This is a genomic window from Delftia sp. PE138, from assembly GCF_018320755.1.
In the GTDB taxonomy this organism is placed as follows: Bacteria; Pseudomonadota; Gammaproteobacteria; order Burkholderiales; family Burkholderiaceae_C; genus Comamonas; species Comamonas tsuruhatensis.
Map to the genome: position 1 here is coordinate 215,926 of NZ_JABEPN010000009.1, position 20,934 is coordinate 236,859.

Here is a 20,934-nt window from a genome sequence, read left to right on the forward strand (position 1 = left end):
GATTCGCAAAAGCTGCCCCGAGAGAGACAAAAGCTGCCGCATTCCGCCCTGCGCGTCGCCACGGTGTCGCCCTCCGGCGGCATGCGGGCGCATGATGTCTGCCGGGCCGGCGCTGACCGGCATGGAGTTTTTCGATGCCTTCCTCCTGCATGACCGACATCCCCGCATCCCTGAGCGAAACCCGCATTTCCACGCCCCAGGGCAGCATCTACGTCAGGCGCTGGCAGGCGCCGGCGGCCGGCGAAGAGTCCCTGGCCCGCGCGCCCATCGTGCTGCTGCACGACTCGCTGGGTTCGGTGGCGCTGTGGCGTGATTTCCCGCAGCAACTGGCCGAGGCCACGCGCCGCGATGTGCTGGCCTACGACCGGCTGGGCTTTGGCCAGTCCGACCCCTATCCGGGCACGCTGGGGCCGGGCTTTGTGGCCCGGGAGGCAGAGACCGTGTTTCCGGCAGTGCACCAGGGGCTGGGCCTTGGGGATTTCATCGTGCTGGGCCACAGCGTGGGCGGCGGCATGGCCGCCATGGTGGCGGCCCGATACGGCGCGCAGTGCAAGGCGGTGGTCACGGAGTCCGCCCAGGCCTTCGTGGAAGATCGCACCTTGCAGGGCATTCGTGCGGCCCAACAGGATTTCGCCCGGCCCGGCCAGCTGGCGCGCCTGGAGAAATACCACGGCGACAAGGCCGCCTGGGTGCTGTCTGCCTGGGTCGATACCTGGCTGTCGCAGCCATTTGCCGACTACCGGCTGGACGAGGCGCTGGAGCGCGTGCGCTGCCCGGTGCTGGCCATCCACGGCGAGCATGACGAGTTCGGCTCCCTGGTCCACCCCGAGCGCATCCGCGACCGGGCGCGCGGCCCTGTGGAGGTGGAGATCGTGGCCGGTGGCGGCCACGTCCCCCACCGCGAGCAGCCCGAGCGCATCGCCCAGCGCATCGCCCGCTTCCTGGCACGGGTCTGATCCCGGGTGGGCTTCAGTGGCCCGCCTGGGCGGACGCCGAGAGCTCCGGCGGAAACAGCTTCTTCTTGATCACGGCGTGCACGCCCCAGTTGCCGTCCACCACCTGCGTCACGGCGAAGTCCACGGCCACGGAGATCAGTGATACGGCCTCGTCCTCGTCCAGCCCGTGGGCCAGCATCAGATAGCGCCTTGCCTTGTGGAAAGCGTCACGCATGGCGCCTTCCAGCGATGATTTGCGATAGACCTGGGACTGCGCCTGGCTGCCCAGTTCGGCCAGGTGGTCGGTGAAGCTGAAGCCCTGTATCACCCACTCGGAGCCGGTCTCCAGGAAAGGGTGGTCCAGCTCTGCAAGGAAGCGGTTGTCCAGCGCGGCGCGCTTGTGCACCCGCAGCTCGAAGCTGCCGGTCAGCGAGCATTCGATGGCCGTGCCGCACAGTTCCGAGTCGCCTTGGGATGCATGCGGGTCTCCCACCGAAAACAGCGCGCCTGGCACCGATACGGGCAGGAAGAGCGTCGCGCCCTTGCCGGCGCGCCAGTTATCCAGGTTGCCGCCGAAGTAGCTCGGCGGTATGGAGTCGATCAGGCCGGCCTCTCGCGGTGCCACGGCCAGCATGCCGAAATGCGGACGCAGCGGCACGCGTGCCTTGTCCAGCACACCAAAGCGCCGGGTGATGCTGCCGGGGTCCACGGGCACGCCCGGGTAGTCGATGGTCGGATGGACCACGCCGAAGGGGTCGGTCTGCGGCGTCCAGCGGTAGTTGTAGACGGCGCGGGCTGTGGGCTCCTCGGGCAGTGCGTGGTCGATTTCGTAGATGGTGACCACTTCGCGCTGGCGGGGCTCCGTGATCTGGTCGCGGTAGTGAAAGCCCCACCAGGCGGCGGCGTTGCTGCCGAAGACACGGCCGTGGTGGGCGGGGCTGCAGCTGAGGCGTGGCTGCACGTCGAGGATGCGTATCTCCAGCAGGTCGCCAGGTTCGGCCTCATGCACATAGACGGGGCCGGTGCAGATGTGCACGCCGAAGCCCTCGCCTGCGCCGCGGCCGTAGATCGAGGCATCCATCGGGCCCGCGCCGCGCCGGTCCACGGCCTTCTGGGCTGCGGTCCAGTGGAACACGCTTTCGGCGCCCGGATCGCCTTCGATCATGCGTTCCCAGTCGTCCGAGGCATGCTGGGTCAGCGTCTCCATGGTCACCACGTCACCCGAGCGCACCGAAAGCACGGGCTTGAGTGAACGGCTCAGGTAGCCCCAGTGCACGGTCTTGTCGGAGACCGGAAGGTAGTAGTGCTGGGGCGACGCACCACCATTGTCTGCGTGCGCCGAGCGCTTGGGCACAAGGGCCAGCGCCTGGGCGTAGCGTGCATGGTCGCGCAGCAGGGCCTGGAACGGGCTGTGTGCCAGGCGCGCTGCGGCCGGTTCTGCACCCTGCGCAGCGCTCTCGGCGGGCGAGGGGCGTCCGCGCTGGCCGGGCGGCGCATCCTGCACGCGCGCCGGACTGGCGCGATAGGCCTTGGGAGACAGCCCATAGCGGGCCGCGAAGGCACGGCTGAAGTTGGCGGCATCGCCAAAGCCCCAGCGAAAGCACAGCTCGGCGATGGAGAAATGCTGCAGCGAGCGGTTGCTCAGGTCCATGCGGCAGCGCTCCAGCCGGCGTTCGCGCAGGTAGGTGCTGAAGCTGGTGGCCGCTCCCTTGAACAGCTTTTGCAGATAGCGCGTGGACAGCCCCTCGGATTCGGCGATGGCATCGATGGACAGCTCGGCATCGCCCAGCCGGGTTTCGATGGCGCGGCAGATGCGGCGCAGATGGCCAAGCTGCACGGCGCTGGGCGGCTCGGTCGCCTCGGCCTGCTCCTGGTCGGGATTGCCGGCGCGCGGTGTCAGGCAGGTGACCAGCATGTCGGTGAGCGTGGCCTCCACCGACAGCAGATCGTCCTGTGCCAGTGTGTCGATCTGCTCTGCCAGTGAGGCCGCCATCGCCATGCACATGGCCCCCACACCGCCTGTCCCGCCGATGTGCCTGGCCTCGGGCGGGCACGAGCGCAGCAGGCGCAGCAGAAAGCTCGAGGACTCCAGCCGCGCAAGCAGCAGGCGGCCGTCACCTGGCAACTGCAGCTGCCAGTCCCGGTCTGACTCCAGCAGCAGCGCGGAGCCGGCCTTGAGCGGGAACGCGGCGTCCTCGACCACCGCATCGGCGCTGCCTTGCAGCAAGGCGCACAGCAGCAGGCCCGGGCCGCGCAGCCGCTTGGTCACGGCCCGCAGCGTCAGTGGCGAGGTGGCCAGCGTAATGAATACCGATCCCAGTGGCGAGCTGCGCAGCGCCAGGTGGGTGGCCGGCGGCGTGGGCGCTTCGCCATGGATGTCTGCCCTGGACAGCGCCTCATTGAGCGCAGCCTGCCGCAAGGCATCGGGAAATGCGTGGGTGGAAAAGCGTCTTGGATCGTCGTGCATCAGGGGCGAACTATGAACTGCCGCGTACTGCCTGTCCAAGCCCGGCGCACCGGATGGCAGCCGCGACAAGTTTTTGTGCGCGCAGGAACAACCGGCCTGGACATGCTCGCCTGGACACTGGCGCTGCCGGCACCGATCCACAACAGCAGGAGTATTTTCGATGACCATCCCCCACCAAGAACATATCTGCGGCCCGGGCTGCCAGCACGGTGCTTCGCCAGCCGATGAGACGCTGATCCGCGAGGAATTCCAGGTTGCACGCCGTTCCTTCCTGCGCGACGCCATGGTGGTCGGTGGCGGCGCGGTCTCGGCCGGCGCCATCAGCGGTGCGATGGCACCGTCCCGGGCCTTTGCCCAGGGTGCGCCTGGCGCCCGGGCCGGCCAGGGCATGGCCAGCCACTACTACATTCCCGCCTCTGCCAGCACCGTGCTCTGGGGCTACTTCAGCAGATCGGCCAAGCCGGTGGTCGAAGTCGAATCGGGCGACTACGTGACCATGGAGACGCTGACCCACCATGCCAATGACGATGCCGAACGCATGGTCCGGGGCGACCCTGGCGCCGAGAGCGTGTTCCACTGGGACAGCCAGCGCAAGAACGTCGATCGCCGGGGCGCCGGTCCCATGGATGCCAAGAACGGCGCAGGTGGCGGCCAGGGCGTGCACATCTGCACGGGGCCGGTACGCATCAAGGGCGCCCAGCCCGGCGATGTGCTGGAAGTGCGCATCATTGATGTGGTGCCACGCCCCTCGGGCAACCCGCAGTTCAAGGGCCGGACCTTCGGCAGCAATGCGGCGGCGAACTGGGGCTTTCACTATGGCGACACGCTTACCGAGCCCCGAAAGCGCGAGGTGGTCACCATCTACGAGGTGGATGCGACCGGCGAGCGCAACTGGGCCCGCGCCGTCTACAACTACCGCTGGACGCCGCAGACCGACCCCTTCGGCGTGGTCCACCCGACCATCGACTATCCGGGCGTGCCCGTGGACCACCGCACGATCAGCAAGAACGAAAACGTGCTGCGCAATATCCGCGTTCCCGTGCGCCCGCATTTCGGCACCATCGGCGTGGCGCCGGCCGAGGTGGAGATGGCCAGCTCCATTCCGCCCAACCACACGGGCGGCAACATCGACAACTGGCGCATCGGCAAGGGGGCGACCATGTATTTCCCCGTGGCCGTGCCAGGGGCCAACTTCACCGTGGGCGATCCGCATGCCTCGCAGGGGGACTCCGAGCTGTGCGGCACGGCCATCGAGTGCTCGCTGACCGGCACCTTCCAGTTGATCCTGCACAAGAAGGCGGACCTGCCTGGAACGCCGCTGGCCGAACTGGCGTATCCGCTGCTCGAAACCCAGGACGAATGGCTGCTGCACGGCTTCAGCTACGCCAACTACCTGGCGGAGCTGGGGCCGGATGCGCAAAACCAGATCTTCAAGAAGTCTTCCGTGGACCTGGCTCTGCGCGACGCCTATCACAAGATGCGCCACTTCCTCATGACCACCCAGGGGCTGGGAGAGGACGAGGCCATCTCGCTGATGTCGATCGCCGTGGACTTCGGCATCACCCAGGTGGTGGATGGCAACTGGGGCGTGCACGCGCTCGTGAAAAAGAGCATCTTCCCCGCGCGCGGGGCGTGAGTGCGTGAGTGAGTGCGTGCCTGCCCTGCGGGCAGGACCCGGCCGGTCTCAGCGCGCCAGGAAATCCCGGATGGCGAACAGCGTCTGGTCGGGCGCCTCGGTCATCTGGTTGTGGCCGCTGGGCAGGTGCACGATGCTGACCTGGCGCTGCGCGCCCCGGGCCGCCTCGATCAGGCCCTTGGCGGCCTTGGGCGGCGTCATCTGGTCCTGCTCGCCCAGGGCGAACAGGACCGGGCATTGCAGCGCCGCCATGGCCGCCTCGCCGCCCGCGTAGCTGTCGCAGGCCTTGAAGCCGGCGTGCAGCAGGTTGGTGCGGTCATTGCTGGCCAGCACGCGCCGGCCCAGCGCCATGCCGGCGCCGAACACCCAGCTGCCTGCGCCGCTGGGTGGCGCCAGCGTGGCGCGCGAGAACACATTGACCATGCGGATGGCCTGCTCTGGCGTGCTCAGTGCGGAGTCCAGCAGGGCGGGCGAGACCTTCATCGGATAGGCCGTGCCCACCAGCACCAGGTGGCTGACGCGCGCGCCTAGCCGCGCGGCCGCTTCCATGGCGATCAGGCTGCCCCAGCTGTGGCCTACCAGCGCGGCCTTCTCGATGCCTGCCGCATCCATGAGCTGGCCGATGAAATCCGCCGCCGCCTCCACGCTGGCCGGCGCATCGCCTGCGCTGCGGCAGTGGCCCGGCAGGTCTATGGCCAGCACGTTCCAGCCGTGGTTGGCCAGGTAACGGCTTTGCAGTGCCCAGACGCTGTGGTCGCACAGCACGCCGTGGATGAGGATGGCCGTCGGCTGTGCGGGATTGAAGGCCTTGCCGCCGGTATAGGCGTAGATGGCATGGCCGTGAACATCGATCTTCATTGTTGGTGTCTCCCTTGCCGATTCACGCGGCCTTCTCGGCCGCCTTGAGGGCGCGCTTGAGGTCGTCGATCAGGTCGTCTGCGTCTTCCAGCCCGATGGACAGGCGGATCGTGCCCTGGCCGATGCCGGCCTGGGCCAGCGCCTCGTCGCTCATGCGGAAGTGCGTGGTGCTGGCAGGGTGGATGACCAGGCTGCGGCAGTCGCCCACGTTGGCCAGGTGGCTGAAGACCTTGAGCGTCTCGATGAACTTGCGGCCCTGGTTGCGGTTGCCCTTGATGTCGAAGCTGAACACCGAGCCTGCGCCGCGCGGCAGCAGCTTCTTGGCGAGCTGGTGCGAGGGATGGGTATCGAGCAGCGGGTGGCCCACGCGGCCCACCAGCGGATGGCTGGCCAGGAATTGCACCACCTTCTCGGTGTTGCGGATATGGCGCTCCATGCGCAGCGGCAGCGTCTCTATGCCCTGCAGGATCAGCCAGGCCGTGTGCGGGCTCATGCAGGCGCCGAAGTCGCGCAGGCCTTCGCGGCGTGCGCGCAGAAGGAAGGCGCCAGTGCTGCTTTCCTCGCTGAACACCATGTTGTGGAAGCCGTCGTAGGGCTCGGTCAGCTCCGGGAAGCGTCCCGACTTTTCCCAGTCGAAGCTGCCGCCATCCACCACGATGCCCCCGACCACGGTGCCGTGGCCCGACAGGAACTTGGTGGCCGAGTGGTAGACGATGTCCGCGCCATGCTCCAACGGCTTCATCAGCCAGGGCGATGTCAGCGTGGAGTCCACCAGCAGCGGCACGCCGGCCTCATGCGCGATGGCGCTGATGGTGGGAATGTCGAGCACATCCAGGCCCGGGTTGCCCACGGTCTCGCCGAAGAACAGCTTGGTATTGGGCCGCACGGCGGCGCGCCAGCCGTCGATGTCGCCGGGCTTGACGAAGGTGGTCTCTATGCCGAAGCGCGCCAGCGTGTAGTGCAGCAGGTTCTGCGAGCCGCCGTACAGCGCCGTGCTGGCCACGATGTGGCTGCCCGCGCCCATGAGCGTGGCCACCGACAGGTGCAGCGCCGCCTGGCCGCTGGCCACGGCGATGGCGCCCACGCCCCCTTCCAGGGCCGAGACGCGCTGCTCCAGTACGGCGTTCGTGGGATTGGAGATGCGGCTGTAGACGTGGCCGGGGCGCTCCAGATTGAACAAAGAGGCCGCATGGTCGCTGGACTCGAAGACGAACGAGGTCGTGAGGTGGATGGGCGTCGCGCGCGCACCGGTGGCGGGGTCGGGCTGTGCGCCCGCGTGCAGCGCCAGAGTGTCAAAGCCGGGATCCGAGTAGCCGGGCATTCCTGTCTCCATGGTTGTCAAGGCAAGCGGGCATTGTGGGCTATATTTCCCGACAGACATGGGCTTGCCGCAACCACGGCGACACAGACAATCTTGGAGATACGGCATGAAAGTAAGTGACATCCTGCGCGTCAAGGGCAACACCCTCTACACGGTGTCGCCGGACGAAAGCCTGGCCAGCGCGGTGCAGGTGATGTCCGAGCGCGATATAGGCTCCCTCGTGGTCATGGAGCACGGCGACGTGGTCGGCATGCTGACCTTCCGCGAAGTGATCCAGGGCTTTGTCAAGCACGGCGGCGTGGGCGAGACGCTGGTGCGCTCGGCCATGGACGACGCTCCCATGACCTGCACCATGGAAACCGACATGGACGAGGTGCGCCGCATGATGCTGGACCGCCATGCGCGCTACATGCCGGTGATGGACAAGCGCATGCTGATGGGCGTGATCAGCCTGTACGACGTGGCCAAGGCCGTGGTGGACAGCCAGAACTTCGAGAACCGCATGCTCAAGGCCTATATCCGCGACTGGCCCGAAGGCGAGCGCCAGGGCACGGACTGATCATCCGGTCGCGGCAAGACCGTCCCTGCCCATGCAGCAAGGCCTGCGACCGCAGAACGCGGCGCAGGCCTTGGTTTTTTACGGCCGGGCGCAAGCCCGTTCAATGCACGCTGCTGCGCCGGGGCTTGAGCAAGGCGCTGGGCGGCACGGCATAGGCCTGCCTGAAGACGCGGCTGAAGTGCGAGAAACTGGTGAAGCCGCAGGCCATCGCCACATCGGTCACGCGCCGCGCATTGTCGGCCTGCAGCAGCAGGTGGGCCTGGGCCAGGCGCTCGTTCCAGAGCCAGCGGCTGGGAGTCAGTCCCTCGGTGGCGAACAGGCGCGCCAGGCTGCGCAGCGACATGCCCAGGCCCTGGGCCACCTGCAGGGGCTTGAGCTCGGGGTCATCCAGCCGGGCCCGCATGTACTGCTTGGCCTGGGCAAGCCGGTTGCGGGTTCTGAAATCATCGGGCCTGGCTGAGACCAGCAGCATGGTCATCAGGGTGGGGTGAAGATTCTGGTCACCGGCATCCTGTTGAAGGATGGGTGAGGGCGGTGGAGTGCTGCTCGCAGGATCGCTGCGATCCTGGCGTTGCGTTGAGCCGGAAGAGGTCTGCATTTCACGAATCTCCCGCAAGTTGCGGCTGGTGCCTGAGGGATGGTCCGCAGGCGGTTGAAGAACAATGTTCTGTAATTCTAGCTATCAATATTTGTAATTTGATAGTTTTATTGTTTCTTTGCGGGAGATGGCTGCCTGCGCAATGCACCGCTGCAGCGGGAGCGGCGCCTGGGGGCGACCCGGGCATAATCATCGGCCTATGAGCGGCAACACCTTCGGAACCCTATTCACTGTCACCAACTTCGGCGAATCGCATGGCCCGGCCATCGGCTGCGTCATCGACGGTTGCCCGCCTGGCATGGCACTGAGCGAGGCGGACATCCAGCACGACCTGGACCGCCGCCGCCCCGGCACCAGCAAGTTCGTGACGCAGCGCAACGAGCCGGACGCGGTGGAAATCCTCTCGGGCGTCTACGAAGGCCGTACCACGGGCACGCCGATCGCTTTGCTGATCCGCAATACCGACCAGCGCAGCAAGGACTACTCCAACATTGCGCAAAGCTTTCGTCCCGGCCATGCCGACTACGCCTACTTCCAGAAGTACGGCATCCGTGATCCGCGCGGCGGCGGCCGCTCCTCCGCACGGCTGACGGCGCCCACGGTGGCGGCCGGCGCCGTGGCCAAGAAGTGGCTCAAGGAAAAATTCGGCACCGAGTTCCGCGCCTGCATGACCCAGGTGGGCGAGCTGTCGCTGCCCTTCGAGAGCTGGGAGCATGTGCGCAACAATCCCTTCTTTGCGCCGGTGGCCGATGTGTCCCGCTACGAGGAATACATGGATGCGCTGCGCAAGTCGGGCGACTCCTGCGGCGCCGCGCTGCGCGTGCAGGCCAGTGGCATGCCGGTGGGCCTGGGCCAGCCGCTGTATGACCGCCTCGATGCCGACGTCGCCTACGCCATGATGGGCCTGAACGCCGTCAAGGCCGTGGAGATCGGCGCGGGCTTCGACAGCGTGGTCCAGCGCGGCACCACGCACGGCGACTCGCTGAGTCCTGAAGGTTTTCGCAGCAACAACGCCGGTGGCATCGTGGGCGGCATCAGCACGGGCCAGGATCTGGAGGTGCGCATCGCCATCAAGCCCACCAGCTCCATCATCACGCCGCGCGAGTCCATCGACACCCAGGGCCAGAGCACCGAAGTCATCACCAAGGGTCGCCATGACCCCTGCGTGGGCATCCGCGCCGCGCCCATCGCCGAAGCGTTGCTGGCCCTGGTGGTGATGGACCACGCCCTGCGCCACCGCGCCCAGTGCGGCGACGTCGATTCAGGCCTGGCGCCGATTCCTGCCGCGGCGCCCTGAAAGCGCTGCCAGGACGCCAAAGAGAAAGCCGCCCAAGGGCGGCTTTCTTGTGTCCTGCCGGCCTGATCAGCCGGGATTGCGGACTTCATCCATGACGTTCTTGAAGTCGTCCACGTCCTCGAAGCTGCGGTAGACGCTGGCGTAGCGGATGTAGCCGACCTTGTCGAGCAGCTTGAGCTCGCGCATCACCATCTCGCCCAGGCGGCTGGAGAGCACTTCGCGCTCGCCCAGGTTGCGCAGCCGTTCCTCGATGCGCTCGATGGCGGCATCGATCTGCTCCGTGCTCACGGGACGCTTGCGCAGCGCAATCTTGAACGAACCCAGCAGCTTGGCGCGCTCGTACTCGATGCGCCGCCCGTCCTTCTTGACGATGGCGGGGAAGCTGACCTCGGGCCGCTCATAGGTGGTGAAGCGCTTGTCGCAGCCGCCGCATTGGCGGCGGCGGCGGATGAAGCCCCCATCCTCGGCCTCACGGGTCTCCACGACCTGGGTGTCCGGGTGGCTGCAGAACGGGCACTTCATGGCAGGCCTCTATGCGCTCAAATCAGGCGCCGTAGACCGGGAAGCGGGCCGTCAGCTCGGCCACCTGGGCGCGCACGCGGGCCAGGTTGGCTTCGTCGCTGGGGTTCTCCAGCACGTCGGCCAGCAGGTTGGCCGTCAGGCGGGCTTCCTCTTCCTTGAAGCCGCGCGTGGTCATGGCGGGCGTGCCCACGCGGATGCCGCTGGTCACCATAGGCTTTTCGGGGTCGTTGGGGATGGAGTTCTTGTTGATCGTCATGTGGGCGGCACCCAGTGCGGCTTCTGCCGCCTTGCCGGTGATGCCCTTGGCGCGCAGGTCCACCAGCATGACGTGGCTTTCCGTGCGGCCGGAGACGATGCGCAGGCCGCGGGCCGTCAGCGTTTCGGCGACGACCTTGGCATTCTTCACGACCTGCTCCTGGTAGGCCTTGAACTCGGGAGACAGTGCTTCCTTGAAGGCCACGGCCTTGCCGGCGATGACGTGCATCAGCGGGCCGCCTTGCAGGCCGGGGAAGATGGCGCTGTTGATGGCCTTCTCATGCTCGGCCTTCATCAGGATCACGCCGCCGCGCGGGCCGCGCAGGCTCTTGTGCGTGGTGGTGGTGACCACGTCGGCGTGGGGCACGGGGTTGGGGTACACGCCCGCGGCGATCAGGCCGGCGTAGTGGGCCATGTCCACCCAGAAGATGGCGCCGACTTCCTTTGCGATCTTGGCGAAGCGCTCGAAGTCGATGGCCAGGGCGTAGGCCGATGCGCCGGCCACGATGATGCGGGGCTTGTGCTCGCGCGCCAGCGCTTCCATCTTGTCGTAGTCGATGGCTTCTTCGGCGTTCAGGCCGTAGGAGACCACGTTGAACCACTTGCCCGACATGTTCAGCGGCATGCCGTGCGTCAGGTGGCCGCCTTCGGCCAGGCTCATGCCCATGATGGTGTCGCCGGGCTTGGCAAAGGCCATCAGCACGGCCTGGTTGGCCTGGGAGCCGGAGTTGGGCTGAACGTTGGCGGCTTCGGCGCCGAACAGCTTCTTGACACGGTCGATGGCAAGCTGCTCGACCACATCGACGTTCTCGCAGCCACCGTAGTAGCGCTTGCCCGGGTAGCCTTCGGCGTACTTGTTGGTGAGCTGGGAGCCTTGGGCTTCCATCACGGCGGGCGAGCAGTAGTTCTCGCTGGCGATCAGCTCGATATGTTCTTGTTGACGCAGGTTCTCGGCCTGGATGGCGGCAAAGACTTCGGCGTCGACCTTCTCGACGGTATTGGTGCGTTGAAACATGGCAGTCCTGTGAACTTGAAATTCCCTTGAGGCCAAGGGCTGCCCAGGCGAACGGCGGAACACTCCAGATCCCGCGTGCGCATGGAGGCTGGGCGGTACGCTCCCCGGTGGTTCACAGAAGGTGGTTCTTTTCAGGCCTTCTGCTGGTTTCCACGTCAGCGGCAGCGGTGCGTGAAGCGGCTGCGCCTATCGCCAGTTGCGTACCCCGCTAGTGTAGCTGAGCTGATGGAGCCGAAGACAGGCGAGGGGCGTTGGCAAAGCCGCCTGCCTGGCAGATCAGCGGGTACAGGCAGGAATGAAAAAAGCTGGCCTTAGCCAGCTTCGTGCGCCATGTCGGTGGTTCCGGTTACAGCGCCGGCTCCTGTGTCTGCAGGGCCACCTGTTCGGTGCGCGCGGACATGCTGCTCGAGCTGACCGGCACTGCCGGGGTGCCAGCGGACGCTGCCGAGGCCGCAGGTCCGGCTGCCTCGGCCGTGGATGTGGCCGGCTTGGTGGCTGCTATCTGGACGGCCTGCTTGGGCTGCTCGATCTTGGCGGTCATCAGCGGCACGGCACGCAGGCCGGCGGCCATGCGCAGGCGCTGGTGCTCGGCCAGCACCTTGGCGGCATAGCCGCCGTCGGTGGGCAGGTTGGCCGCGCCCACGTAGTAGCGCAGGCCACCTTCGATGGAGCCGGCGCGCTCAATGCACTCCTTGAGCACGCGCACGCCCACGCGCAGATTGCTGACGGGGTCGAACGCGGCGTTCTGGCCGCCGAAGTTCTCGTACTTGTCGGTATGCACCGTGGTCATCACCTGCATCAGGCCCTGCGCGCCGACAGCGCTTTGTGCGAACGGATTGAAGCTGGATTCGATGGCCATGATGGCCAGGATCAGCGTCGGGTCCAGGCGGTTGACCTTGCCCAGGTCGTAGGCCTCGCTGACCAGTGCCGCGATGGGCTCGGGCGCCACGCGGTACTTCTTGCTGAGCCAGAAGGCCACGGCCGCCTGATCCTTGGGCAGGTTCTTCGGGTTGGTCGCCGTCGCGCGGTCGCTGGCCGCGAGTTCGACGGGCGCACCCAGCTCGGCCATCTGGCGAGCGGTCAGCCAGGAGCGCAGCTGGCTCTCTCCGGCATCGCGCAGGTCGGGACGGGCGAACAAGGTAATGGCCAGGAAGGCCACAGCCAAGCCCAGAAGGGCGAAGCTGTTGTGGATGATGGCAAGAAAACCGTTGGCCACATCGATGGCGAACGTTCGCGCGGCGGCGAAAAATTTTCCTGACGCTGGCATAGCTTTTTCCTTTCTAGGGGCACCAACCCGAAACGGCCTTCGCCGAAGCGAAGGCCGGTGAGGCTGACACCCTGGATTGGGTGCTGCGGATCCGGGAGGCTGGCGCTTGGTGCACCGTTGCGTTGTAGGCCTGCGGGATCTGCTCAGTCGTGAGGCAGCAGAAACAAAAAACGCTCTATTCGAGCGCTGGCGGATTCTAGGAGTTCACCAAATACACGGTCAACACTATGAAGTGCGTTTGTTAGATCGATGAATAATAACAAACCATGGATGCAAACACAGTTTCTGAGTGTTTGAGAGCAGGTTGCGTGCTACCGATGTGGGGCGCTTGCGGCGGTTGTACAGGGCTTCATGAAATTGCAATGAAATGCAAAAGCACTGGCAGGCCTGGCCTGCGTCCTTCTATATTGGAGGCGACTGCTCCTGCAGTCGTCTCGCCAAGGTGGAAGACGGGTAAAAGTGGTGTTCGATGGTTCGGGCACAGTCGTTCAAGTCTTCTTCCGCGGCCTTCCTGGAAGCAATCTCTTGCTTCCGAGCAGCAAGGACCATCCTCTCCTTGACTGCGGAAAACGGCCAGGACTTGTGCCTGCCGTAAAGCCCGGAAGCCGGTTCAAGGCTTCCGGGCTTTGTCGTTCCAGGGTGACTGCAACGTCAAGAAATGTGCGGTGATGCGGGTTGAGGTCTTGCTGCCAGCCCAATTTCTGATGCAATGCAGCCACCGCTGCGTCCTCTGTCCAGGATGGCGCCGTACTAGTTATTAGAGCCCCATGCAATTTCTCTTCAAGCACCGCTGGCTGCGCAGGCTGGCCATCGCCTTTGCAGCGTTTCTTTTGCTGTGGCTGCTGCTGTGGGCGCTGGTGCCCGTTGTCGCCAAAAGCCAGCTGGAAAAGCAGGCATCGGCCAAGCTGGGTCGCCAGGTCCATGTGGGGGCAGTGGAGTTCCGGCCCTGGTCGCTGGAGCTGACCCTGCGTGATCTGCGCATTGCCAAAAGCCAGCAGGCGGGCGCAGGGCAGGCAGAACCCGCGCCGTCGTCGCCACAGCTGCAGGTCGACCGCATCTATGTGAATGCCAGTATCCAGTCCCTCTTCAGGCTGGCGCCTGTCCTGGATGCCATCGAGGTCGATGCGCCGGTGCTGCGCCTCACGCAGCAGAGCCTGGGGCACTTCGATGTGGATGATGTGCTGGCCCGCCTGGCCGAGCCCAGCGATACGCCGCCGGCCAAGCCCTTGGGCTTTGCGCTGTACAACATTGCGCTGCGCGACGGCCGCGTGCAATTGCAGGACGATGTCCAGCAGCGTGAGCACATGCTGGATCAGCTGCAGCTGAAGCTGCCGTTCATCAGTAATCTGGAGTCCAAGCGCGAGATCAAGGTGCTGCCGCACCTGTCCTTCGCGCTCAATGGCAGCCGCTTTGAATCCAGTGCCCAGAGCACGCCTTTCACCGACCAGCGCCAGACGGCCGTCGATCTGAGCTGGCAGGGCGTGGACCTGACGCCTTACCTGGGCTATGTGCCCGCCAATGCCCCCGTCAAGCCGCGCTCCGGCGTGCTGGATACCAATCTGCACATCTCCTTTGAGCAGGCCGAGCAGGCCGTGGTGCGGATCACCGGCGAGGTCAGCCTGTCCGGTGCCGAGTTGCTTGACCGCGATGAGGCGCCCCTGCTGCGTTTCGAGCGCCTGGCGGCCGTGCTCAAGAACGTGCAGCCCCTGCAGTCGGTGGTGGAGCTGGAGTCCGTGCAGTGGAGCTCTCCAGAGATTTTCGCGGCCCGTGATGCGCAAGGCCGCATCAACTGGATGGCGATGGGCAGTCGCTCTGCCTCCGATTCCAGGCCGGCAGTGGAAAAGCCTGCCTCCGATGCGCCCCAGCCCCAGCCCTGGAGGGTGAGCCTGGACAGGCTGGCCATTTCCGATGCCACGGTGCATTGGCGCGATGCGTCGCCCGGCGCAGGCCAGTCGGGTGCGGCGCTGCAGGCGCGCCAGCTGTCATTGGAAGTGCGTGATGTCCGCTGGCCGCTGGAGCAGCCTTTGCAATTTGATGCCGGCATGCAGGTGCAGTCTGCAGCGGCAGGAGAGGGCGCAAAACCTGCCGAACTGAGGCTGAGCGGCGCCATGACCGACAGGCAGGGGCAACTGGCCGTCTCCGCGCGGCAATTGCCTCTGCAACTGGCGGCGCCGTATCTGACTGCCCATCTCAAGCCGGAGCTGACCGGTCTGCTGAGCACCGACGCCGGCCTGGGCTGGAGCGGCTCCGCCATGGTGGTGCAGGTGGCCGAGCTGGGCGTGGAGCAGTTGAGTCTCAAGGACAAGGCCGCGCCGGTCGACATCGCGCGCCTGCAGCTGGAGCAGGTGCAGGTCAATCTGGCCAGCCAGCAGGTTTCCGTGGGGCGCCTGGCGCTGCAAAAGCCGCAGCTGGGCGTGTCGCGCGACGCCCAGGGCCGGTGGATGTATGAGCAATGGCTGCCACCCGCATCCTCGGCACCTGCGACGCCGGACCCCGCCAAGGACAAGCCCAGGCCCTGGGGTCTGAGGCTGCAGGCCGTGGAAGTGGACGGTGGCGCCGTTGCGCTGCGTGACGAAGCGCCCGTGCGCAACGCCGATTCGGCGCGCACCGTGTCCCTGGATCTGAGTTCACTGCGCCTGCGCTTGGGCGCCATCGAGCCGCTGGCGGCCAAGTCCCCCCCCACGCCGCTGGAGCTGTCCGCCCAGGTCGGCTCGGGCCGGCGTGTCCAGGCAGGATCGCTGAGCCTGCGCGGCGATCTGGGACTGGCGCCACTGTCGCTTCAGGGCAGGCTGCAGGCGCGCAGCCTGCCGCTGCACGCGCTGGAGCCCTACTTTGCCGACATGCTCAATGTGGAGCTGGTGCGCGCCGATGGCAATTTCCTGGGTCAGCTGCGCTTTGCCAGCCAGCCTGCCGGCCCCGAGCTGATGGTGCAGGGCGATGTCGAACTGGTGGATCTGCGCATGCGTTCCGCGCTGGCCTCGCCCGTGCAAGCCGGGGGTGAGGCTGCGGGGCAGGGCGCACCCAGCACGGCCGCAGGCGCCGTGGCAGCCGTGCTCAGCGAATCCACGGCCGACCGGGCCAAGGCTCGATCGGTTGCCTTGGGCCTGGGCCTGCGCGATGAACTCGTCGCCTGGAAAACCTTGGCCGTGCGTGGCCTGGACCTGCAGATGCAGCCCGCCCAGCCACTGCGCCTGAGCGTGCGCGAGACGGCGCTCAGCGACTTCTTTGCACGCGTGATCGTGCAGCGCAATGGCCGCATCAATCTGCAGGACATCGTCAAGTCGGCCCAGTCTCGGCAGTCCCTGGAGCAAAACACCGCGCCGGCTGCGGATGGCGCGGCGGCTCCTGCCGAGCCCGTCCCGCCGAAGGCCGCTTCCGGGCCTGCACCGGTCATCAAGATCGGCCCCATCGTGCTGACGGGCGGCAAGGTGCAGTTCTCCGACTACTTCATCCAGCCCAACTACTCGGCTGACCTCAGCGAGCTGGCCGGCCGCCTGAGCGCCTTCTCGTCCGAACAGCCGGCCGGGGAGCAGGGGCCGCAACTGGCGGATGTGGAGCTGCGCGGCCGCGCCCAGGGCACGGCTTCGCTGGAGATCACCGGCCAGGTCAATCCGCTGGCCAAGCCGCTGGCCCTGGACATACGCGCCCAGATGCGCGATCTGGAGCTGCCGCCGCTGTCGCCGTACTCCATCAAGTACGCGGGCCATGGCATCGAGCGCGGCAAGCTCAGCATGGATGTCAGCTACAAGATCGAGCCCGATGGCCAGCTCACGGCGCGCAACAAGCTGGTGCTGCACCAGCTCACCTTCGGCGAAGCCGTCGAAGGTGCGCCGGCCTCGCTGCCCGTGCGCCTGGCCGTGGCATTGCTGGCCGACCGCAACGGCGTCATCGACCTGGACCTGCCGGTCAGCGGCTCGCTCAACGACCCGCAATTCAGGTTGGCGCCAGTCATCTTCAAGATCATCGGCAACCTGATCATGAAGGCCGTCACCTCGCCGTTCTCGCTGCTGTCGGGCGCATTTGGCGGCAGCGGCGAGTCGGGCGTGGTGGCCTTTGCGCCGGGCCGATCCCAGATCGATGCCAAGGCCCGCGAAAGCCTGGACAAGGTGGTCGCCTCCCTCAAGGAGCGCCCGGCCCTCAGGCTCACCGTGATCGGCGAGGCGCGCGAGGCCCAGGACAAGGAGGCCTGGAAGCAGGCCGAACTCGACCGCCTGTTGCTGGCCCAGAAACGCCGCCAGGTGCTGCGCGAGGGCAAATCGGCAGAATCGGTGACCGAGTTGTCTGCTGCCGAAGTGCCGGCTTTGACCAAGGCGCTTTACGGCCGTGCCGACTTTGCCAAGCCGCGCAATGTCATCGGCATGGCCAAGGACTTGCCCACCGACCAGATGCGCAGCCTGCTGCTGGAGCAGATCACCGTGCCCGACGATGCCATGCGCGAGCTGGCGCTGGCGCGCGGCGTGGCCGTTCGCGACTATCTGGCGCAGCAGCAGTTGCCGCTCGAGCGCCTGTTTCTCGGGGCCCCGAAACTGGATTCCGACGACCAGGAATGGAGCCCGCGCGCCCAGCTCAGCCTGTCCGCACAGTAGCCCGGTTTTGGCTCCGCTTCAAATAACGGCGAGAATATGGTTTTCCCGGCCCGGCTAGCATGCCCGCATGCAGCCCGGCCGGCCGCGTCTGGCGGCCCGCGGCAGCCAGGCATTCAACGATTGATTCATGTCTTCTCTTTCCCCCCGCAGCACCATGTCCGATGCACCTGAAGTGAGCCCTGCTTCTGCCAAGAATCCTGAACAACACCCCTTGGATGTGCTCACGGGCGGTGCCTTCTCCGCCGAAACCTCGGGTGATCGCGCCTCGCGCATCCGCGACTGGCTGGCAACCCAGCCTTCGGTCGAGCAATTGCAGGACGTCCTCAAGGAGCTGAGCGCGCGCGACAAGAGCGCGGCCCGCGCCGTGCGTGAGCGTCTGGATGAAATCCGCCGCACCAAGGACCAGGAAAAGATCGCAGTGGAATGGGCCGAAAAGGCCCAGGCACTGCTGGTCGCATCGCCCTTCAATGCCGCCGACGCCATCGCCTGGCAGCGCGACGCCGCCAAGGCAGGCGCCCCGCTGTCGCGTGAGCCGCTGTCGCAGTACAAGGCCCAACTGGCCGAGCGCGTCAAGGCCATCGAGGAACTGCAGCATCGCGTGCAGGTCCAGCGCGAAGTGGCTGTCTTGCTGGCCCAGCGCATCGAAGTCCTGTCCACCAAGCCATGGCGCGACGCCCAGGCTGTGCTCGACAACCTGCGCGCCGACGTGGCCCGCTGGCAGGAGCAGGCCGGCGAGCTCACCGGCGATGCCAACTGGGCCAGCGTGGATGGACGCTTCCCGCCCCAGCTGGAAGCCGCCAGCGCACAGCTGATCCTTGTCTGGGATGCCTTCCAGTCTGCCCTTGCGCTGACCGAGGTAGCCGCAGCGGACGAAGCAGCCCCGCTGCCCACCGTGCCCGTGTGGGCCGATGAACTGCGTGTGGCGCGTGGCCTGCCTCCCGAGGCAGCGGCCGCCGAGCCGTCCAAGCCAGCGCCTGCCGGCCGCAGCGCAGCGCAGCCCAAGGCCAAGACGTCGCCTGAGCAGGTGGCTGCCGCCAGCGCTGCCCTGACCCAGGCGCTGGAACAGCTCCAGGCCGAGACGGCTGCTGGCGAAAGCAAGGCTGGCTCCGCTGCCGTGCAAGCCGTGCGTGCCGCCATCAAGGCCCATGGTCGTCTGGTGGACGACGCACTGGTCACCAAGGTGCACGAGGCCCTCTTGGCAGCAGGCGAAGCCGAAGGCTGGCCGCGCCAGAACGCAGACAAGCTGCGTGAGGAGCTGGTTGCCAAGGCGGAAGCTCTGCTGAACCGTCCTGAAGGCCAGGCGCTGGGCGGTCGCAAGATCCAGGAATCCCTGCGCAGCCTGCGTGAGCAGTGGAAGCTGGCCGACCAGGGCAGCGCGGCCAACCACGCTCTCTGGAAGAAGTTTGACGAAGCCTGCAACGCGGCCCACAAGGTGGTCGAGTCCTGGCACGACAAGCTGCGCACGGAAACCACCCAGTCCAAGGCACAGCGCCTGGCGCTGATCGAAGAGATCAAGGTCTGGGCAGCGCAGCAGGCCGCCAGCGAAGATCTCAAGGGTGCGGCCCGCGCATTGCGCCAGTTCGCTGAACGCTGGCGCGAGAGCGGTCATATCGGTGAAAAACTGTTTGCCGAGCTGCAGCCCCAGTTCAAGCAGGCCATGGCCCTGGCCGAGGCTCCGTTGCATGCTGCGCAAAAGGCCAGCCTGCAGCGCCGCCACGCCATGATCGACGAGGCCACGGCGCTGGGCGCCGCACCCAGCCTGCGCATCGATGCCGTCAAGGCACTGCAGCAGCGCTGGCAGGCCGAGGCGCAGGCCGTGCCGCTGGATCGCAAGCACGAGCAAAAGCTGTGGGATGCCTTCCGCAAGCCCCTGGACGAGGCTTTCAACCGCAAGGGCAGCGAGCGTGGTTCCCGGGCCGCAGCCGTGCAGCTCAGCGACCATGACCGCCGCGTACTGGAGGCTTCGCAGGCCGTGGAAGCTGCCAACACATCGGGCGACGTGCAGCAAATCCGCGCTGCGGTGGAGGCTCTGGAGCAGGCGCTGCGCGGCCGTGCAGATGCCTCCGTCAACGCTGCCCAGCCGGAACAGGCGCCAGTGGCTGCGGCCGGCTCGGAAGAATCGCAAGCGAAGACGGCGCCGGCGCGCCCCGTGGTTGCCGTGCGCGGGGATGATCGTCCCGGCATGAAGAAGGAAGAGGGTGGTGCGCGCGCTGCCCGTCCTGGCGACCGCCGCGACGGTGGCCGTGGCCGCGATGGAAGGGACGGACGCGACAACCGTGACAATGGCCGCTTTGGCCGCGAACCGCGTGAAGAGCGCGGTCCGCGCCTGGCCGATCCGGCCTTCCGTGCCCAGCGTGAAGCCATGGAGCATGCGCAGGACGCTCTGCGCAAGCTCGCGGCCCAGGCCCATGGCGAAGCGCTGACCCAGCTGATGGCAGCCTGGGAATCGCGTGACGCTACGCAGATTCCGGCGGCCCAGCAGCTCGGCGGTCGCGTGTCTGCGCAAGTGCGCAGCGCCTGGTCGCAGGCACTGGCCCAGGCGCCCAAGGGTGATGCGGGTGAAGCCCTGCTGCGCCTTGAAATGGCTGCCGACGTGCCCACGCCTGCAGAGCATCTGAGCGCCCGCCGTGCCCTGCAGCTGCAACTGCTGACGCGCCGCAACGATCCGGCCCCGCAGGAAACCTGGGGCAGCGATGCCGCGCGGGTGCTGGCATCGGCACGCGATGACGCCACCGCACGCCGCCTGCAGAACGTGCTCAAGCAACTGCTGCGCAAGTGACGGGGTGGGGTTGAGACCCTCATCGTCAAGAAAGGGAGCCGTCGGCTCCCTTTTTTTGACCCTGCCGATACCTGATGGTGCTTGGGATGTAGGCATCCGTGTGCGCACCCAAGCAAAAAGGCCGTTGCATGTGCAACGGCCTTTTCATGTTTGGTGCCCAGGAGAGGACTCGAACCTCCACGGAGTTACCCGCTAGTACCTGAAACTAGTGCGTCTACCAATTCCGCCACCTGGGCATTTCAGAGTACGCAAATTATATAGCGCGAAAGCGACGTGCCGGGCCGGCTTGCAAAGATTTTCGTGAACTTTTTGCGGTGTGAAGCGCGGGTCCGTCGACTATCGGGATCGAAAAAGAAAAAGGCCGTTGCATGTGCAACGGCCTTTTCATGTTTGGTGCCCAGGAGAGGACTCGAACCTCCACGGAGTTACCCGCTAGTACCTGAAACTAGTGCGTCTACCAATTCCGCCACCTGGGCATTTCAGAGTACGCAAATTATATAGCGCGAAAGCGATGTGCCGGGCAGGCTTGCAAAGATTTTCGTGAAATTTTTCTGGCGAGAGGCGCGTGACGTCGCTTTTCGGAAACGGCAAAGAAAAAGGCCGTTGCATGTGCAACGGCCTTTTCATGTTTGGTGCCCAGGAGAGGACTCGAACCTCCACGGAGTTACCCGCTAGTACCTGAAACTAGTGCGTCTACCAATTCCGCCACCTGGGCTTGCTGAAGCTGAAATTCTACTGCATTTTTTTGCAGCGAAGTCCTGATCTTCGATTTTTTTCTTGAGACTGTGATCGGCCAAGTCATGAAGCCAGGGAGCCACCTTCTTGTGAAGATAGTTCCT

General features: G+C 66.2%; 13 protein-coding genes, 3 tRNA genes and 1 riboswitch. Of the genes, 6 read left to right on the top strand and 10 right to left on the bottom strand.

Translation table 11 applies throughout. The features are described from left to right. Window positions 1-134: 134 nt before the first annotated feature. Window positions 135-956 (top strand): alpha/beta fold hydrolase, encoded by an 822-nt coding sequence (locus HFGMBDPB_RS25580; RefSeq protein ID WP_016451331.1) that lies wholly within the window; start codon window positions 135-137, stop codon window positions 954-956. A gap of 13 nt (window positions 957-969) precedes the next feature. Here HFGMBDPB_RS25580 and HFGMBDPB_RS25585 read toward each other — a convergent pair whose 3' ends face one another. Beyond that, window positions 970-3,402, bottom strand: coding sequence for an acetamidase/formamidase family protein (locus HFGMBDPB_RS25585; protein ID WP_212646535.1), 2,433 nt, complete (start codon window positions 3,400-3,402; stop codon window positions 970-972). Window positions 3,403-3,562: 160 nt separating this feature from the next. Here HFGMBDPB_RS25585 and HFGMBDPB_RS25590 point away from each other — a divergent pair, with 160 nt between their 5' ends. Further along, entirely contained in the window at window positions 3,563-5,038 is a 1,476-nt protein-coding gene (locus HFGMBDPB_RS25590; RefSeq protein ID WP_034367320.1) for an acetamidase/formamidase family protein, read from the top strand. A gap of 48 nt (window positions 5,039-5,086) precedes the next feature. On the opposite strand, the gene HFGMBDPB_RS25595 is transcribed toward HFGMBDPB_RS25590, so the two are convergent. Both HFGMBDPB_RS25595 and HFGMBDPB_RS25600 read right to left on the bottom strand, forming a co-directional pair. Continuing rightward, the gene (locus tag HFGMBDPB_RS25595; protein WP_126310643.1) at window positions 5,087-5,896 is read right to left on the bottom strand and encodes an alpha/beta fold hydrolase; all 810 of its coding nucleotides are present in this window, start codon (window positions 5,894-5,896) and stop codon (window positions 5,087-5,089) included. Window positions 5,897-5,918: 22 nt separating this feature from the next. After that, entirely contained in the window at window positions 5,919-7,217 is a 1,299-nt protein-coding gene (locus HFGMBDPB_RS25600) for an O-acetylhomoserine aminocarboxypropyltransferase (RefSeq protein WP_017406117.1), read from the bottom strand. 106 nt (window positions 7,218-7,323) lie between these two features. On the opposite strand from HFGMBDPB_RS25600, the gene HFGMBDPB_RS25605 reads away from it, so the two are divergent. Beyond that, window positions 7,324-7,776 carry a CBS domain-containing protein gene (locus tag HFGMBDPB_RS25605; protein ID WP_212646536.1) on the top strand — a complete coding sequence of 151 codons (453 nt, stop codon included), beginning with the start codon at window positions 7,324-7,326 and terminating at the stop codon, window positions 7,774-7,776. A gap of 100 nt (window positions 7,777-7,876) precedes the next feature. Here the strand turns inward: HFGMBDPB_RS25605 and HFGMBDPB_RS25610 are convergent, their stop codons facing one another. Then, window positions 7,877-8,254 (bottom strand): helix-turn-helix domain-containing protein, encoded by a 378-nt coding sequence (locus HFGMBDPB_RS25610; RefSeq protein WP_223275132.1) that lies wholly within the window; start codon window positions 8,252-8,254, stop codon window positions 7,877-7,879. A 319-nt stretch (window positions 8,255-8,573) separates the two neighbouring features. On the opposite strand from HFGMBDPB_RS25610, the gene aroC reads away from it, so the two are divergent. Then, window positions 8,574-9,671, top strand: a complete 1,098-nt coding sequence (gene aroC, locus HFGMBDPB_RS25615; RefSeq protein ID WP_016447498.1) for a chorismate synthase — start codon at window positions 8,574-8,576, stop codon at window positions 9,669-9,671. Between the two features lie 66 nt (window positions 9,672-9,737). Here aroC and nrdR read toward each other — a convergent pair whose 3' ends face one another. The 3 genes from nrdR to HFGMBDPB_RS25630 form a co-directional block, all read right to left on the bottom strand. Then, window positions 9,738-10,193 (bottom strand): transcriptional regulator NrdR, encoded by a 456-nt coding sequence (gene nrdR / locus HFGMBDPB_RS25620; protein WP_012206755.1) that lies wholly within the window; start codon window positions 10,191-10,193, stop codon window positions 9,738-9,740. A gap of 22 nt (window positions 10,194-10,215) precedes the next feature. Further along, window positions 10,216-11,463, bottom strand: coding sequence for a serine hydroxymethyltransferase (gene glyA / locus HFGMBDPB_RS25625; RefSeq protein ID WP_016447497.1), 1,248 nt, complete (start codon window positions 11,461-11,463; stop codon window positions 10,216-10,218). 34 nt (window positions 11,464-11,497) lie between these two features. Beyond that, a riboswitch (ZMP/ZTP riboswitch) is annotated at window positions 11,498-11,673 on the bottom strand. Between the two features lie 136 nt (window positions 11,674-11,809). Further along, window positions 11,810-12,730 carry a lytic transglycosylase domain-containing protein gene (locus tag HFGMBDPB_RS25630; protein WP_016447496.1) on the bottom strand — a complete coding sequence of 307 codons (921 nt, stop codon included), beginning with the start codon at window positions 12,728-12,730 and terminating at the stop codon, window positions 11,810-11,812. Window positions 12,731-13,497: 767 nt separating this feature from the next. Here HFGMBDPB_RS25630 and HFGMBDPB_RS25635 point away from each other — a divergent pair. Together HFGMBDPB_RS25635 and HFGMBDPB_RS25640 are read left to right on the top strand one after the other, a co-directional pair. Next, complete coding sequence (locus HFGMBDPB_RS25635) at window positions 13,498-17,316, top strand: DUF748 domain-containing protein (protein ID WP_212646537.1); 3,819 nt, start codon at window positions 13,498-13,500, stop codon at window positions 17,314-17,316. A gap of 154 nt (window positions 17,317-17,470) precedes the next feature. Further along, entirely contained in the window at window positions 17,471-20,095 is a 2,625-nt protein-coding gene (locus HFGMBDPB_RS25640) for a DUF349 domain-containing protein (protein WP_212646545.1), read from the top strand. A gap of 151 nt (window positions 20,096-20,246) precedes the next feature. Here HFGMBDPB_RS25640 and HFGMBDPB_RS25645 read toward each other — a convergent pair. From HFGMBDPB_RS25645 to HFGMBDPB_RS25655, 3 genes are all read right to left on the bottom strand, one after another. Continuing rightward, window positions 20,247-20,331, bottom strand: a tRNA-Leu gene (locus HFGMBDPB_RS25645). A gap of 155 nt (window positions 20,332-20,486) precedes the next feature. Further along, window positions 20,487-20,571, bottom strand: a tRNA-Leu gene (locus tag HFGMBDPB_RS25650). A gap of 154 nt (window positions 20,572-20,725) precedes the next feature. Then, window positions 20,726-20,810 (bottom strand) — tRNA-Leu (locus HFGMBDPB_RS25655). Between the last annotated feature and the right edge of the window lie 124 nt (window positions 20,811-20,934).